Source organism: Haloechinothrix alba (assembly GCF_900188115.1).
GTDB classification, from domain to species: Bacteria; Actinomycetota; Actinomycetes; order Mycobacteriales; family Pseudonocardiaceae; genus Haloechinothrix; species Haloechinothrix alba.
Map to the genome: position 1 here is coordinate 22706 of NZ_FZNW01000009.1, position 15610 is coordinate 38315.

Annotated in this window: 14 protein-coding genes; 6 read left to right on the forward strand and 8 right to left on the reverse strand. The window is 69.5% G+C overall.

The window, feature by feature from the left end:
* Positions 1-5: 5 nt before the first annotated feature.
* The 4 genes from CHB84_RS10055 to pknB form a co-directional block, all read right to left on the reverse strand.
* On the reverse strand, positions 6-755 hold the full coding sequence (locus tag CHB84_RS10055; protein WP_089301288.1) for a WbqC family protein: 750 nt from the start codon (positions 753-755) through the stop codon (positions 6-8).
* Positions 756-771: 16 nt separating this feature from the next.
* Entirely contained in the window at positions 772-1512 is a 741-nt protein-coding gene (locus CHB84_RS10060; protein WP_176439897.1) for a PIG-L deacetylase family protein, read from the reverse strand.
* Positions 1496-2515 (reverse strand): NAD-dependent epimerase/dehydratase family protein, encoded by a 1020-nt coding sequence (locus CHB84_RS10065; RefSeq protein WP_089301290.1) that lies wholly within the window; start codon positions 2513-2515, stop codon positions 1496-1498. The genes CHB84_RS10060 and CHB84_RS10065 overlap by 17 nt, the downstream gene beginning before the upstream one ends.
* A gap of 596 nt (positions 2516-3111) precedes the next feature.
* Positions 3112-5064 carry a Stk1 family PASTA domain-containing Ser/Thr kinase gene (pknB, locus tag CHB84_RS10070; protein ID WP_089301291.1) on the reverse strand — a complete coding sequence of 651 codons (1953 nt, stop codon included), beginning with the start codon at positions 5062-5064 and terminating at the stop codon, positions 3112-3114.
* Positions 5065-5228: 164 nt separating this feature from the next.
* Here pknB and CHB84_RS10075 point away from each other — a divergent pair, with 164 nt between their 5' ends.
* Positions 5229-5597 carry an Rv2175c family DNA-binding protein gene (locus CHB84_RS10075; RefSeq protein WP_089301292.1) on the forward strand — a complete coding sequence of 123 codons (369 nt, stop codon included), beginning with the start codon at positions 5229-5231 and terminating at the stop codon, positions 5595-5597.
* Between the two features lie 109 nt (positions 5598-5706).
* Here the strand turns inward: CHB84_RS10075 and CHB84_RS10080 are convergent, their stop codons facing one another.
* The 4 genes from CHB84_RS10080 to CHB84_RS10095 are packed head-to-tail and all read right to left on the reverse strand — an operon-like array spanning position 5707 to position 10105.
* Positions 5707-6495 carry an LLM class F420-dependent oxidoreductase gene (locus CHB84_RS10080; RefSeq protein WP_089301293.1) on the reverse strand — a complete coding sequence of 263 codons (789 nt, stop codon included), beginning with the start codon at positions 6493-6495 and terminating at the stop codon, positions 5707-5709.
* Between the two features lie 46 nt (positions 6496-6541).
* Entirely contained in the window at positions 6542-7492 is a 951-nt protein-coding gene (locus tag CHB84_RS10085; RefSeq protein WP_089301294.1) for a phytoene/squalene synthase family protein, read from the reverse strand.
* Entirely contained in the window at positions 7489-9009 is a 1521-nt protein-coding gene (gene crtI / locus CHB84_RS10090; RefSeq protein ID WP_089301295.1) for a phytoene desaturase family protein, read from the reverse strand. Before crtI ends, CHB84_RS10085 begins: the two co-directional genes overlap by 4 nt.
* A gap of 4 nt (positions 9010-9013) precedes the next feature.
* On the reverse strand, positions 9014-10105 hold the full coding sequence (locus CHB84_RS10095) for a polyprenyl synthetase family protein (RefSeq protein ID WP_089301296.1): 1092 nt from the start codon (positions 10103-10105) through the stop codon (positions 9014-9016).
* A 148-nt stretch (positions 10106-10253) separates the two neighbouring features.
* Here CHB84_RS10095 and CHB84_RS10100 point away from each other — a divergent pair, with 148 nt between their 5' ends.
* The 5 genes from CHB84_RS10100 to CHB84_RS10120 all read left to right on the forward strand — a co-directional run bounded on the left by CHB84_RS10100 (position 10254) and on the right by CHB84_RS10120 (position 15550).
* Positions 10254-11945, forward strand: a complete 1692-nt coding sequence (locus tag CHB84_RS10100) for a DUF885 domain-containing protein (protein WP_089301297.1) — start codon at positions 10254-10256, stop codon at positions 11943-11945.
* Between the two features lie 78 nt (positions 11946-12023).
* Positions 12024-12917, forward strand: coding sequence for an undecaprenyl-diphosphate phosphatase (locus tag CHB84_RS10105; protein ID WP_089301420.1), 894 nt, complete (start codon positions 12024-12026; stop codon positions 12915-12917).
* Positions 12918-12985: 68 nt separating this feature from the next.
* Entirely contained in the window at positions 12986-13303 is a 318-nt protein-coding gene (locus tag CHB84_RS10110) for a hypothetical protein (protein ID WP_089301298.1), read from the forward strand.
* Positions 13304-14983 carry an alpha/beta hydrolase gene (locus CHB84_RS10115; RefSeq protein ID WP_089301299.1) on the forward strand — a complete coding sequence of 560 codons (1680 nt, stop codon included), beginning with the start codon at positions 13304-13306 and terminating at the stop codon, positions 14981-14983.
* Between the two features lie 108 nt (positions 14984-15091).
* Complete coding sequence (locus CHB84_RS10120; protein ID WP_089301421.1) at positions 15092-15550, forward strand: hypothetical protein; 459 nt, start codon at positions 15092-15094, stop codon at positions 15548-15550.
* Positions 15551-15610: the final 60 nt, after the last annotated feature.

Below are 15610 nucleotides of genomic sequence, written 5' to 3' on the forward strand. Positions count from 1 at the left end.
GCCGATCACCCGCTCCCGGAGCGCACGCGATCGGTGTCCCGGCTCTGCGTTGCTACGGTGACGAACTCCCTGCGCGAGGCGAGGATCCGCGCGGTCTCGCGGCCGCAGCAGAACAGCATGTCGATCGCGGCCAGGTCGGGTACGAACGACCCGTACGGCTGCCCGTAGACGGGATGGTCGAACCGTTGCGCGCGCAGCTCGATCCCGGCAGCGTGGAACACCTCCGGATCCATGTAGTCGTGCTCGGTCCCGATGGTGCTGGTGAGGTGGACGCTGCTGCCCGCCCCCTCGAGGAGCTGGACCAGTCGCTGCATCCGGTCGCCGGTGTGCGCCAGCTCGCTCGCGCGCACGATCCGTACCTCGCTGCCCAGGTAGTCACATATGCTGCTGATCAGGTCCAGGTTGAGCTCGACGAGCCACTCGTGATCGCGCCGGTAGACCCGCTCCAGCACCGGGAACACCTCATCGAAGTACGGGCATCGCCGGTACGCGAGCGTGATCCGGTGCAGGTGCCGCTCGCGCAACGGCTGGTCGGTGGCGATCCGCACGTCCTTGATGGCCGAGGTGCCGGGGCTGCGCAGCGGCACGGTCAGCCAGTCGGGCCCGGAGCTCATCTTGATCTTCTGACGGGAATGGAACTCCGATCGGGTGTACTGGGCCGTGTCATAGGCGATGTAGACGTCGCTTGCCAGGATCTTGTCCAGCAGCTTCAGCCACGGCATGAAGTTCGGCTGGTGAACGGACACGATGGTCACTGCTGCGTCACCCCTCCTACACCACGCCCCGCAGCAGGCAGAACGCCTCCGCGGCCGCCACGCTGACCTCCCTGCCCCGTACCCGGGTCTGCAGGTCGACGCTTTCCGGGCTGCCGAAGTAGAGCTCGTCACGAACCTGCGAGGCGTGCATCCGCAGCGCGGCGATCTTGACGTCCAGGTACTCGGACACGTCGATGTAGATGTTCGGCTGGAAACGTGTCTCCGTCACGGGCCAGCACAGCGAGAAGTGGTCATAACTCAACACGAACGGGACGGTGTACTTCTGTCCCGGCGCGCCGGGGCGCGTGGCCGTGATGCACGCCTGGTACAGCGCCTCGTGATCCTGGTTGTAGCTGGGCGCGGGGATCATCAGCATCGTCGGCTCGACCGTGTCGATCGCCAACCGTCCCGCTGACTCCAGGAGCGTCACCAGACGCTTGCGCGGGACGGTGTCCAGGGCCATGTGCGTGTGCTCGTCGGTGAACAGCACGTCCCAGTCGTCGACCTTCAGCGCTGTCATCACCGCGTCGAACTCGGCGAGCCGGGTGCTCCCGGTCACCAGCTTGGTGCGCGCGTCACTGCCGTCCGTGCCGTAGTGGTCGAGGTCGGCCACGCTGGCCAGCACCACGTAGACCTCACCACCGAGTGCCTTGACCCGCGCCATGGTGCCCGCGCAGCCGTACGTCTCGTCATCGGCGTGCGGTGCGATCACCAGCACCCGCTGCGCGGCGAGGAAGTCGTCACTGAACGGCTGCACGGCGGACCTCCCCGCGTACGGCCGCGGCGTCGCCCGCCGCCAGCGCACTCGTACGGTGCTCGATGACACCGCGGAGGATGGGCTCGAGGGTCAGTGTCGGCGCGAAGCCCACCAGCTCCCGGGCGCGCGTGATGTCCGGTACCCGGCGGTGCATGTCCTCGAACCCTTCCGCGTATGCCTCGGTGTACGGCACGAACCGGATCGTGCTCGACGAGCCCGTCAGTGCGATGACCTGCTGTGCGAGCTCGAGAATCGACACTTCCTCCGGGTGGCCGATATTGAACGCCTTGCCGGCAGCCTCGGGGTGCGCGGCGAGCGCCATGACGGCATCGACGGCTTCGCTGACGTGGCAGAAGCACCGCGTCTGGCTGCCGTCGCCGTGCACCGTCAGTTGCTCCCCGCGCAGCGCCTGGTCGACGAAGCGGGGGATCACCATCCCGTAGTGTCCGGTCTGCCGTGGTCCGACGATGTTGAACGGCCGGACTATCACGGTAGGCAGGCCCTGGTAGCGCCAGTAGGCGTAGGCGATGGTCTCGTCGAGTGCCTTGGCGGCCGCGTAGGACCAGCGCGTGACCAGCGGTGATCCGAGCACACGTGAGGCATCTTCGTGCAGCGAGTCGGCGGTGTTGTGCCCATAGACCTCGCTGGTGGACATCACGAGCACGCGTGTCCCGGTGCGCAACGCGCTGTCGAGCACCGTTTCGGTGCCGCGCAGGTTGGTCCGCAACCCGGCGATCGGGTCGTCCAGGATGCGCCGCACACCGACGGCCGCCGCCAGATGGAACACCTGATCCACGGAATCGACGAGACGGTTCATCAAGTCGGCGTCCATAATTGACCCCGAGACGAACTCAACACCGCTTCTGCCTGCGACTGTGTCGAGGTTGCGCCAGTCGCCGGTCGAGGCGTCGTCGAGGGCGATCACGTGGTGTCCCTCGTGGGTCAGCCGCTCGACGAGGTGGCTCCCGATGAACCCGGCACCGCCTGTAACCAGTGCTTTCATATGTCGTTCTCCGATCTTCGCGAGACCCGCTACAGGAATGCCCTGCCGGGTAGGTGGCCGGCCCGGTAGGTGGTATTGAAGACGGTGGGTACAGCTCCAGCCAGCGGTGCTCCGCACGGGAGTGGAGGGTGTGCGGCCCGATCAGATTCCAGCCGGCGTTGTGCGGGTCGGTGATCCCTGCGACGAGCACGCGGGCACCGGTCACCGTGGCTGGTGTCGCAACCGATCACCCGGTATCCGGCATCGGCGAGAGCCGGCGCCGTGGACAGGCCGACGTAGCCGAGTTCGAGGACGGCTACTGCCGGCTTCTGTGGGCTTTCCGCGCGAGGCGTCTCATCAGGTATCACAACCCTGGCCCCTTCGCCGCTCGACGGACCGCGTGGCCCTCGCGAAATCGACCGAGGGTAGATTCCACCGATCATGGGTATTCATGTTTCTACATGAATTGTCGGACGTTCCAGGCAGCCAGTTACCGTGAAAAACTGAATGCGAACAATGTCCACACGAATGGCCTAACCATTTCGAGGGTATGCGAACACGTCGCCAGCGAACCATCACTCGGTGCGACCACGTTCGCACGACTCGCCGGACGGGACTTACGGGAACCCGTCGATGGTGACCGTGCTGCCGGGCTCGACCAGCTCGCCGGCTTCGGGATCCTGGCCGACCACCACGGAGAACCGGCCGGCAGCCGAGTCGACCTCGGCTTCCAGACCGTGTTCGGAGAGGATGCTCTCGGCCTGGCCGACGGTCCTGCCGGTGACGGAGGGAACCTCCACCGCGTTGGAGACGTACACCCCGACCCGGGGTGTGTCGCCCTCCGGTTGCGCGCCTGCCTCGGGGTCGGTGCGCACGACGGCACCCTGGGGCACGCCTTCGGAGAACTCCTCACCCGCGTCGTAGGGCTCGAACCCCGCATCGCGTAGCTCGTCGTGCGCGTCCTCCGCGCTGAGGCCCGCGACATCGGGAACCGGGTCGGGCGGCGGGCCGAGGGACAGCGCGATGGCGACCTCCTCGCCCACATCGAGGGCCGTGCCGGGCTCCGGAGTGACCGCGAGCACAGCGCCCTCGGGGGCCGACTCGTGATAGTCGTCGGCGTCCGAGTCGCGAACCGGCACCAGCTCGACATCGGCGATAGCCGCCTCGGCGTCGGCGAGCGGGGTGCCGGGGGCGATGTCGGGAACGACCGGCCTGCCCATCGACACGGACAGCTCGACGGTCCCGCCCTGATCGACTTCGGTGCCCGCAGCCGGTTCGGTACCGATGGCGGTGCCTGCCTCGACCGAGTCGTGGTGACGCCGGGTGACGTCGACGTCGAGGTCGGCCCGCTCCAGCGTCTCCTCGGCACTCGCCTGGTCCATCCCCGCGACCTCGGGGACGGTCGTGGTATCTCCGGCGGCGAACCACCACGCCCCGGCCCCCAGCAACGCCGCGAGCAACAGCCCGAGTACCGACAGCAGGGCGATTCGCCGCGTCCTGCGGCGTCGTGGCCGGACGGCGTCGTGCTCGTCCGTCGCGCCCGCGAGTTCCCCGGCCAGCTCGGCCTGCGAGTACACTCGGGTGCCGTTCCTGCTGTGCCCGGCACCGGCCCGCACCGGCACGGTGTCTCCCGTCGTGGTGTCCACGTCGTGATCCGGTGGGGGCAGCGTGGGAACGTCGGCCTGCGTGATGCCGAGCTCGGCGCTCAGCCGGTCCAGCTCGTCGAACAGCACGCCCGCATCGGCCTGCCTGGACTGCGGGTCGCGTCGCGTGGCGCGCACCACCAGCTCGTCCAGGGCAGCCGGTACCCGCGGGTTGACCGAGCTCGGCGGCGGCACGTCGTCGTTGACGTGCCGGTAGGCCACCGACAGCGGTGAGTCCCCGGTGTAGGGAACCTGCCCGGTGAGCATCTCGAACAGCAGGATGCCGAACGAGTAGACGTCGCTGCGCGTGGTCGCATCACCGGTGGTGACCTGCTCGGGGGAGAGGTAGGCGACGGTGCCCAGGATCACGCTGGAGCTGGTCGTGCTCGCGCTCGCCATGGCGCGCACCAGCCCGAAGTCGGCGACCTTGACGGTGGCCGACGGTGTGGTCGCGGCCCGCGGTGTCCTGCCGAGCAGCACGTTCTCCGGCTTGATGTCGCGGTGCACGAGCGCGGCCTGGTGCGCCGTGGACAGCGCGCGCAGCGCGGGCAGGGCGATCCCGCACACCAGCGGGACGTCCAGCCCGCCTCGCTGGTCGAGCAGCTCGCGCAGCGTGCCGCCGTCGACGAGCTCCATGACAAGGAACGCGTACGCCTGGTCGGTGGTCCGGTCGACGCCCTGGTCGAACACGGCGACCACGTGCGGATGGTGCAGCCGCGCCGCGGCCCGGGCCTCCCGCTCGAAGCGTTCGGCGAAGTTGCTGTCGGCCGCGTACTGCGGATGCATCACCTTGATCGCGACCGGCCGGTCGAGGCGCGTGTCGATGCCCCGGAACACCGTGGACATACCGCCACGGGCGAGGAGTCCTGTCACGCGATACCGGTTGTCGAGCAGCGACCCGACCAGGGTTGCGTCCGCTTGCGTCACACCACGGGATGCTATCGGCACCGGACCGGGCGCTCGCGGGCGGCAGCGGGCCGCTCCCCGGCTTCCGGCCTGCCCGTGCGGGAACCGAGCGTGGCGCGGGCTTCCCCGAACGGAGCAGCGGGACGGAATGTTGTGCGGCTGGTCGTTATGGCAGGCTGATACCTGTGAGTGCGATCCCTGTCGCCGATGACGTACTGGGTACGGACGTCGCCGTGATCACCTTGGAAGAGGCGGCGAGCCGGCTCGGCGTATCGGTCAACAAAGTACGGCAGACAGTACGAGACGGGCATCTCATTGCCCTGCGGCGATCGGGCACGTTGTGTGTGCCCGAGGAGTTCATCGCGGAGGACGCGCTGGTCAAAGGACTGGCGGGAACCCTGACGGTGCTCGCCGACGCCGGATTCGAACCGACGGAGATGTTGACCTGGCTGTTCACGTCCGATGAGAGCCTGCCGGGGCGGACACCGATCAACGCCCTGCGCAGCAACCAAGGAACCGAAGTCAAGCGGCGCGCGCAAGCCTCGGCCCTGTAACACCGGGACCGCGGCTCGCGGGCACCACGGCGGCGGAGCGAGTGACGCGTGCGGCCTCGCCGTCAGCACTCGCTCCGCCCTTGCCCGTGCGTGCTGCCCGCCGGTGCGGTCAGGAGTTCTGCTTGTCCCGCCAGTTGATCCAGTCGGCGAGCAGGCCGAGATCGTAGTCGGGCCCGCCGACGCCGACGGTGAACTGCGTGACCCCCAGCTCGAGCAGCTGTGGCCCGAGCTCTTCCGGCGCGCCGCTCACCCCGACGGCACGCTCGATCTCTGCCGGGTCGCGACCGACGTCGGCACAGTGCCGGTCGAGGATGTCGACCTTGCGCTCGACCACCTCAGGGTCGCCGAAGCCGTGCCAGATGTGCGCGTGCTTCGCCACGAGCCGCAGGGTCTTCTTCTCCCCACCGCCACCGATGAGGATGGGGATCCGGCGGGTCGGCTGCGGGTTGAGCTTGGCGAGCCTGGCCTCGATCCGCGGCAGCGCCTCGGCGAGGTCGTCGAGCCTGCTCCCCTTGGTGCCGAAGGGGTAGCCGTACTCCTCGTAGTCCTTCTCGAACCAGCCTGAGCCGATCCCGAGGACGAGCCTGCCGCCGCTGATGTGGTCGACGGTGCGCGCCATGTCGGCGAGCAGGTCGGGATTGCGGTAGCTGTTGCAGGTCACCAGCGCCCCGATCTCGGCGCGCGAGGTGCTTTCCGCCCACGCGCCCAGCATGGTCCAGCACTCGAAGTGCTTACCCTCCGGGTCGCCGTAGAGCGGGTAGAAGTGGTCCCAGTTGAACACCACGTCGGCGCCGAGTTCCTCGGCGGCGCTGGCGGTACGCCGGATCGCTTCGTAGTCGGCATGCTGTGGTTGTAGTTGCAGGCCTATTCGGACCGGTCGATTCGTACTCGTGCTCATGGTCGCCACCCTAGCGCGCCCCGAGGGTGCGCGTGGGCCGTCGCGGTCACGTTCGCCGCGATGCGGTGTACTCGCGAAGCACCGCCCGCCCGGCGAGCGCGAGGCGGCGCACGCGGGGTACGACGGCGCGCACGCGCAACACGTCGAAGTCGGCGGCGACGATCTCGTCGAGGATCGCCTCGTACAGCCGGAGCGCGGTGCGGATGCACGGCCGGGACTCGGGGCGCAGCTTCGCGACGCCGGGTTCGGCGCGCCGGTACATCGCGCGGGCGTGGCCGACCTGTTCGGCGATGGCGCTGCGGATGCGTGCGTCACGCTCGCCGGTGCGCAATGCCCACAGGAGCCGCTGCCGGTCAACCCCGTGCGCGGCGAGCTCGCCGGAGGGCAGGTACAGCCGGCCACGGCCGAGGTCCTCACCGACGTCGCGGATGAAGTTGGTCAGCTGGAACGCCTCACCCAGCGCCGCGGCCTCCCGCGCCGCCTCCTCGCGCGGCACGACGGTGCCGAGCACCGGAAGCATCTGCAGCCCGATCGCCGCGGCTGAGCCGTGCGTGTACTCGGACAGGGCCGCGCGGGTCGGGTACTCCGCGACACGCAGATCCATCCGCATGGAACGGAGGAACGCCTCGAAGTGCACGCGCTCGATGCGGTACCGGCTCGCGGTGTCGGCGACGGCCGTCAGGACCGGGTCGCGCGTGTGCTGCCCGTCCAACGCGCGGAACAGGGCGGTCTCCAGCGCGGCGAGCTCGGCTGCCGGGTCGCTGTGCGGCGCCGGGTTGTCGACGATCTCGTCAGCGGCGCGCGCGAAGCCGTACAGCGCGTGCGCCGCGGGACGAGCGTGCGCCGGGAGCAACTTCGTCGCCAGGTAGAACGTGCGCCCGTGATGCGCGTTGATGCGCCTGCACCACGTGTAGGCGGCGCGCAGTTCCCTGGCGGGCGGCGGCCCGACCGGGGCCGCGCTCCCGTGCTGCGGGATGTCTCGCTGGGCGTGTGTCATGGCTGTCGGTTCCCGCTCCCTGTGATGCGTTCAGCGGCGAGCTTTCCGGAGGTCACCACCGGCGGGATCCCGACGCCGGGGGTGGTCCCGCACCCGGCGAGCACGGCATTTCCGAATCCGCGCACCACGTTGCGGGGCCGGAACGGACCGGTCTGCGGCAGCGTGTGCGCCAGGGAGAACGGGGTGCCTGCTGTGAACCCCTGCGCTGCCCAGTCGTGCGGCGTGCGCAGCCTGCTCACCTCGATCACGTCGCGGACGCCACGCATGCCTCGTTCCTCGAGCGTCGCCAGGATCTTCTCCGCGTAGGCGGGTCCGGTGGCCTGCCAGTCGATGCGACCCACGGACAGGTTGGGAGCCGGGGCCAGCACGGAGATCACTTCCCTGCCGTGCGGGGCGAGCGCGGGCTCGGTCGCTGTGGGGCGCGACACCAGCAGGGACGGGTCGCTCATCAGGGCTCCCTCGTCGATGATCTCGTCGAAGGTGCGGTTCCACTGCTCGCCGAAGTAGATCGTGTGGTGGTCGGTGCTGCCTGCGGGCGCCGCGTCGCAACCCGCGTCGAGCACGACCGCCGAAGGGGAGGGGCGCAGGGCCACCGGCCGTCGTGGCCGCGTGCCGAGCAACCGGTAGGCACTGTCCAGCTCGACAGCCAGCACGACGGCGTCGCAGGGGATCCGCTCGCCGGTGTGCGTGCGCACCGCGCGCACGTGACCGGAACCGGACTCCAGTGCGGTCACGTCCGTGCGCATGCGTACGTCGGCGCCCGCGCGTTCGGCCGCCCCGCGCATCGCGGAGGCGACCGCTCCCATACCGCCGTGCGGGTAGTACACCCCGGCGACGGTGTCCATGTAGGCGATCACCCCGTAGGCGGCGAGCGCCGTCGCGGGGGAGACCCCCGCGTACAGCGACTGGAAGGAGAACAACCTGCGTACCCGCTCGTCCCGGAAGAACCTGCCGATACGTGGACCGAGCCGCCCGAACCCGCCGAGGAGGGTGAGCTTGACCAGGTCGGCACCCAGCAGGTCGAGGGGTGAGTCGAAGTTGGCTCCGATGAAGCGTTCGGACTGCACGCGGTAGAGGCGGGTCAGCCAGTCGCGCAGCTCGCGGTACCCCTGCGCGTCCGCGGGCCCGGAAACCCTGCGGATCTCGGACTCCATGGCCTCGGCATCGGAATGCACCGTGATCGACCGGCCGTCGGCGAAGTGCGCGCGGTACGCGGGGTCCAGTCGCGCCAGCCGCACGCGCCCGGCCAGTGACTCTCCGACAGCGGCGAAGGCCTCGTCGAGCAACGCGGGCATGGTGAGCACGCTCGCGCCCGCGTCGACGGTGAACTCGCCGAGCCTGTTCGACCCTGCACGGCCGCCGGGCGCGGCCTCCCGCTCGACCAGCGTGACCTGCCTGCCCGCACCCAGCAGGTGCAGTGCCGCCGACAGGCCGGACAGCCCGGCGCCGACCACGACGACGTGCTCGGCCCGGCCATCCATCGTGTGCGCGTCGCTGCGCGACGACCTCCTGCGCATGACCTCAGAACGTCCTCGACGTCGCGGTGTGCGCCAGCTCGGCGAGTTTGGTCGCCGCGGGCTCGGCGACGTCCGCGCGCTCCAGGGCGGCCAGCGCCGAGCCGGTCAGCTCACCGATCCGGCGTTCCACCGAGTCCACGGCGCCCACCTCGTCGAGCGCGGAGACCGCGCGCTCGATCTGCGTGTCCGTGGGCTCCGGGTCGGTCACCGCGTCGGATATCGCCGAGGCGAGCGGGTCCTTGCCCTGCTGCGTGGCGTGTTCGAGGCCGAGCGCGACGAGCAGCGTCCGCTTGCCTTCGCGGAGGTCGTCGCCTGCGGGTTTGCCGGTCACGGCCGGGTCGCCGTACAGCCCGAGCAGGTCGTCGCGCAGCTGGTAGGCGATGCCGACGTCCCTGCCGAACGCCTGCAGCGCCTCGATGAGCTCGGGACCGGCCCCGCCGAGGGCCGCACCAAGGTGCAGCGGTCGCTGCACGGTGTAGGCAGCGGTCTTGAGCTCGTCGACGCGCATCGCTGCCTCGGGCGAGGGGTCGGCCGTGACCTGGTTGACCATGTCGAGGTACTGGCCTGCGAGCATCTCGGTGCGCATGGCGTGCCAGGCGGGCTGCGCGGCGGACAAAGCCGTCGCGGGCAGGCCCGCGGAGTTGAACATGTCGTCGGCCCAGGCGAGCGCGATATCACCGATCAGCACCGCCGAGGCGAGCCCGAAGCGGTCCGCGGAACCGTGCCAGCCGCGCTCGGTGTGCCTGGCAGCGAACGAGACGTGCACGGTGGGGGCACCCCGCCTCGAGTGCGAGTCGTCCATGACGTCGTCGTGGATGAGCGCACATGCCTGGATCAGCTCCAGCGCCGAGATCGCGTACAGCGCCGCCTCGGCCCTGTCGCCACCCGGCGCGCCGCCCGCGCCGCGCCAGCCCCACCAGGCGAATGTGGGGCGCATGCGTTTGCCCCCGCCGAGGACGAACGAGACCAGCGCTCGCCGCGGCTCGGCGAACTGCTCCACGTGGCCGATGCCCTCGCCTGCGCGTTCCAGGTAGTCGGCGAGCGCCCGCTCCACGTGGCTGGGCAGCTCGGTGTCGAGATCGTTCACGGGGTCCATGGTCCGGTGTGCACGAAACGGCGGCGGGGCCGGGGTCGTCGAGGCGTGCTCCGCGCGACACCCGCCTGCTCGCGGGGCGCCGGTGTGACGGCGTGCCGGCCACGCACGGTGCGTGCTTCGCGGCAACAGGGCCAGGTAACGTGCCGCTATGGTTTCCAGCACATCAGATATCCACCAGATCTGTGACCAGTTCGTGGAGGACTACGCCGCCGCACACCCCGTGGCCGCGACCTTCATGGGAGTCGCCGGGCACGACACCGAGATGACGGACTACTCCCCGGAGGGGCACGCCGCCCGTGCCGAGCTGACCCGCCGGGCGAGCGACGCGCTTGCCGAGCGCGAGCCTGCCGACCCGTCCGAGCGAGCGGCCAAGGCGGTGTTCACCGAGCGTGCTGCCGTCGATGCCGAACTCCACGAGGCCGGGCTCGACATGGCCGCGCTGAACGTGATCGAGAGCCCGGTGCACGAGGTGCGGATGGCCTTCGACCTCATGCCGCAGGGGACGGTGCGCGACTGGGAAACCATCGCCGAGCGGCTGAGCAAGGTGCCCCGGGCGATGGACCAGGTGCGGTCCTCGCTGCTGGTCTCGTCCGACGCAGGCCGTGTCGCGGCCTTGCGGCAGGTGTCCAGGGTCGCCGAGCAGTGCGACACATGGGCGGGCCTGCACGGCGACCCCGGCTTCTTCGACACCCTCGTCTCCGGCGCGGACTCGGTCGAGGGACTGCCGTCGAAGCTGCGCGACGAGCTGACCCACCACGCGCACGCCGCGCAGGAGGCGATGGCCGAGTTCGCGGGCTTCCTGCGCGCCGAGCTGGCACCGCACGCCCCGTCGAAGGATGCCGTCGGGGAGGACGTCTACCGGATGTGGTCGCGCTTCTTCACCGGGGCCGACCTCGATCTGCGCGAGGCCTACGAGTGGGGCTGGGAGGAGTTCCATCGCATCGAGGCGCAGGCGCTCGAGGTCGCCGAACGCATCAAGTCCGGTGCCACGCTCGCCGAGGCCGCCGCCACACTCGATGCCGACCCCCGGTACCTGGTGTCCGGGCAGGAAGCGTTGCGCGACTGGATGCAGCAGCTCTCCGATCAGGCGTTGCACTCGTTGCGGGGCACGCACTTCGACATCCCGGACGAGGTCATGGGGCTGGAATGCCTGCTGGCGCCGCCGGGAGGGAAGATCGGGGCGTACTACACGGGCCCGAGCGAGGATTTCTCGCGGCCCGGCCGCATGTGGTGGTCGGTGCCCTCGGACAAGTCGGAGTTCCCGACCTGGCGTGAGGTCACCACGGTCTACCACGAGGGTGCGCCGGGCCACCACCTGCAGATCGCCACCGCCGTGCACCAGGGGCAGTCGCTCAACCGGTTCCAGCGCCTGATGGCGTTCACCTCGGGGCACGCCGAGGGCTGGGCGCTGTACGCGGAACGGCTCATGGAGGAGCTGGGGTATCTCTCCGACGACGGCAACCTGCTGGGCATGCTCGACGCGCACCTGTTCCGTGCCGCGCGGGTGATCGTGGACATCGGCATGCACCTCGAGCTGGAGATCCCGGCGGGTACCGGCTTCCACGAGGGCGAGCGCTGGACCGCGGAGCTGGGGCTGGAGTTCATGCTGACCAGGACGATCACCGATCCGGACCTGGTGCGCGACGAGATCGACCGCTACCTCGGGTGGCCGGGGCAGGCCCCGTCGTACAAGCTCGGGGAGCGCCTGTGGCTGTCCGCACGCGCCGAGGCCGAACGTAGGGACGGAGCCGCGTTCGACATCAAGGACTTCCACATGCGGGCCCTGCGCCTCGGTGGAATGGGATTGGATACGCTCCGCGAGCAGCTCGCATCCGTCTAGCGAGCGCGACGGCACTGCCACCGGCGTCGGAACACCGATGCGGTGGAGCGTGCCCGATCCCGAGTCGCGGAGGTGTCGGTGGACCTGCTTGTGGCAGCCCTGCTGGGTGTCGTGCAAGGCGTGTTCATGTTCGTCCCGGTCAGCTCGACCAGCCATCTGGTGCTCACGCAGAGCTGGCTGACGGAGTTCGGCGTCGATGTCCCCCCTCCCGAGTCGCCGGAGATGGTGCTGTTCGACCTCGTGGTGCACGTCGGCACGATGGTCTCGGTCGTCGTGGTGATGGGCGCGGGCCTGCGCCAGCTGGGTAAGGGCGTGCACCGCGAGGTGGTCACCGGCAGGGTGGCCGCCAACTGGCGTTCCGGATTCCAGGGCGCGCTGGCCACGCGGCTGGTGTTCCTCGGACTGGTCACGACCGCCGTGACCGGGGTCCTGGGGTTGCTGCTGAAGGACACCCTGACCGAGCGGGTGTTCGCCTCCACAACCGTGGTGGCGGTCGCGCTGGTGCTGACGGGGGCGATGCTGTGGTGGACCGACGCCATGACGCCCGACCGCGGCGGCCGGTGGCTGCGATTCGGCTGGGCAGGGCCGCGCGACATCACCCTGATGATGGCGATCGCGATCGGTGTGGCGCAGGCTGCCGCGCTGGCACCGGGCATCTCCCGCAGCGGTACGACGATCTTCGTGGCGCTGCTGATCGGGATGGGTCGCACGATGGCCGCGCGGTACTCCTTCTACGTGGCGATCCCCACGATCCTGGCCGCCACCGGTGTGGAGCTTCTCGGTGCGCTCGGTGACGGCGGCCTGACAGAGGTGAGCTGGGCCGCGATGGCGACCGGGTTCGTGGTCGCGGCCGTGGTCGGGTCCGGGGCGCTGTGGGTGGTCCTGCGGTTGCTGGAGGCCGCCAAGTTCCGGGTCTTCGCGGTGTATGTGTGGCTGCTCGCCGTCTTCGTGCTCGTCACAGGGGTCAGCTGAACCCCCTGCACGCGCCGCGCCTGCACGATAGGTTTCCGGCGACGTAGTGACGCGGGAGGGGCGAGCCTATGGCGGACGGTCACGGGGTGGAGCTGGGCCGGCTCACCGAGGCGGGCGGCGCGATCGTCGATCTGGCGGATGAGGCGCGGCATGCCATGTCCGAGTTCACGGGCAGTATCGAGCGGCATGACGGGGCGAACGAGGGGTTCGCGACGACGAGCACGATGAGCTCGCTGGCGTCGATGTGGCAGTTCCAGATCGACGACCTGTGCAAGCGGACGGCGGTGGCCGGTGGGCTGCTGCAGGAGGCGGACGGCTCGTACGAGGAGTTCGAGTCGGAGATCACTGAGACTCTGGACGGTCTCGGTGGGCGCGAGGGGGACTGAATGGTCACGTTCCGGCACCTCCGGGAGGCGGATCCGGCGGTGTACGAGGACATCGCCGCCGGGTGGGCCCGGCCGGCGAGCGCGCTGGAGGCGACGTCGGACGACATCAAGCGCGAGGTCGCGGGGTTGGGCGGGTGGTGGGGAGACGCGGCCGATGTGGCACGGGACCATCTCTCCGACGTCCGCCGCGAGTACAGAACGACGGTCGAGTACGCCGAGCGGGTTTCTGCCGTGCTCCGGACTCTCGCGGACAGTGTCAGCGACGCGCAGCAGCGGATCGGTCGGGTCATGGAAATCGTCGACAGCACGTACCTGCTCAGCGTCGACCCGGATACCGGGACCGTTCGCGCGAATGCCGGAGGACCGGGCGACACGCGCACCGACGAGGAGAAGGCGGAGAACCGTAGGCTGGCTGAGGAGCTTGGCGAAGAGATCCAGGCAGCCGTGGATGATGCGACGGAGGCCGACCAGGCCGCTTCGCGACAGCTCAACGATCTGATGCCGGCCGACGCCGGGCTGGAGCTACAGGCGACCGGTGCGGATCGCGTCGTGCGCCCGAGTGACTTTCCGGATGCCGGTGACTCGGCGGCGGAGGTCAAGGAGTGGTGGGACGAGCTGAGCCCGTTGGAACGGGAGTCGGCGATCTACACCCACCCCGATCGCGTCGGCTCGCTGGACGGGATCCCGGTCGAGGCTCGAGACCGCGCCAACCGCATCTTGTTCGAGGAGTCCTACGCGGACGTCAAGGCCCGCTACGAGGCCCTGGACGAGTTGGGCGAGGAGCGCACGAGCGAGCAGCAACGCGAGTTCGACCAGCTTGCGGGAACCCGGCAGGGTTTGGAGGCCATCAACGACCAGCTCGGGCGCGAGCCGAGTGAGGCCTACCCGCAGGCGTACCCGCTCGACTTCGACACCGAAGGCCACGGTCGCGGCATCCTCGCGACCGGGAATCCCGACACCGCGGAGAACACGGTGACCCAGGTTCCCGGGACCGAGTCGGGGTTGCACAGCATGGCGTCGGAGCTGGAGAAAGCGGACCAGCTGATCGCGGAAGCCGGATTCGAGTCGGGCGGCGACGCGGCGGTCGTCACGTGGATCGGGTACGACGCCCCGCAGGATCTCGGCCCGGCCACCAACGCGCACTACGCCGAGGACGCCGCCGCGGACCTGCGGAGTTTCCAGGACGGGCTTCGTGCGACCCACGAAGGCGGCGGAGGGCACAATACGGTACTCGGGCACAGCTACGGTTCGACCGTGATCGGGCACGCGGCGGGTACGGACGACGACGGCGAACCCAATCTCGACGTGGACAACATGGTCTTCGTCGGCAGCCCGGGAGTCGGCGTGGGACACGCCTCCGAGCTGGGTATCGACACCGAGAACGTCTATGCCACAACGGCGGAGAACGACGTGATCCGAGGAACGCCGCGATTCGTTCACGACAAGCAGCCGATCTCCGCGGACTTCGGTGCGCACGAGTTCCCATCGGATCCCGGTCCGGACGGTGACTGGTACACGCTCGGGTACTCGGGAGACGCCCACTCGGCGTACTGGCACGACGATTCGGACTCGTTGGAGAACATAGTGACCATCGCGGTGGGCGGTACTCCGGACAGGACGGACACGATCCTGGCTCCCGGTGCTGATTCCGGAGACGTGGCTGATTCGCCGGGAGTGTGAGGAGGTATGGCGTGGATCGCGAAGGGTGTGCGGGTAGTGAGAACCGGATTGATTCCGGTCGCCGCGATTGTGGCGCTCGTGGCGTGTAGCCAGGGAGGTGGCGAGGACATGCGAACGATGACACAGCAACAGGCGGCCGACCGGGTCGAAGATCATCTCCAGTCGGCGATCGCGGCGCTTCCCGACGACCCCACACTGACCGTGGTTCGTGAGCACACGGCCGAATGCACCGATCCGACGGACGATGGCCCACGAGGGCGTTATCAGGTGAGCAAGGCGTATGCTCTCGACGATCTCCCCGTCGAACGCAACGACGAGTACGCCGAAGCGCTGCACTCGTATTGGACGAGTGACAATTACCGGGTGTTCACCGACCGGCGACCCGACCGTGTCTCCATTTCGGTCGAGCACGAGGAGGACGCTTTTCGTATGTCATTGCGAGCCCGAAGCGGCGACGGTCGTATGAGGCTCGGTGCGTCCTCGCCGTGTGTGTGGCCGGACGGCGTACCGCCGGGTGAGCACGAGGACGAGCAGCCGGACGATCCGCGTGGTGGGCCCGGTGCCTGAGAGCACGGAACGCACGGCCGTCGAGGGCGGCACGAAGGGGGAGGAGTACAGCTCACGCGT